Here is a 506-nt window from a genome sequence, read left to right as displayed (position 1 = left end):
GCCGGGGGCACCGCCGGGGGCTCCGGGGGCGGTTCCGGTACGGCCGACAGGGCGTACCCGCACGCCCCGCAGAACCGGTCGCCCGGCTGCAACGGCTCCGAGCAGCCCGGGCAGGCCGCCAGTTGATGCGTCTGCGACATCGCTCACACCCACGTTCGGGGGTGGAACCGGTCGGGCCGGTCCACCCGTTCGATCCTCTCATCGCCCGCCGGGCGAGCCGGGCGGGCGCCCGGTGCGGACACTCCGGGCCGAACCGCGGCCCGTGGTCCCGGAGTCCACCGCCGAGCGGCCCGCGGCCCGGGGGAGGGCCGCCCGGCCGCCCCGATCGCCATCGGTCCGGTCCCTTCCCCGGCAGGCGCCCGCGCCGCGCCGGGGCGGGTCCGGGGGTGCCAGGCGCCTTCCCCCGGAACGCCGCCGCACACGGGCCGCCCCGCAGCGGTCCCCGGGGCCCCGCGGCACGCGCGGGCGGAGCCCCGCGCCCCCGGCCCTCTCCCTTATACCCATCT

General features: G+C 80.6%; 1 pseudogene. It reads right to left on the bottom strand.

What is annotated here, in order from left to right:
• Positions 1 to 140 (bottom strand): annotated as a pseudogene (locus MW084_RS09245) (zinc-ribbon domain-containing protein); the annotation flags it as partial.
• Positions 141 to 506: the final 366 nt, after the last annotated feature.

Source organism: Streptomyces sudanensis (genome assembly GCF_023614315.1).
Lineage (GTDB): Bacteria > Actinomycetota > Actinomycetes > Streptomycetales > Streptomycetaceae > Streptomyces > Streptomyces sudanensis.
This window is presented reverse-complemented; position numbering and strand designations above follow the sequence as displayed.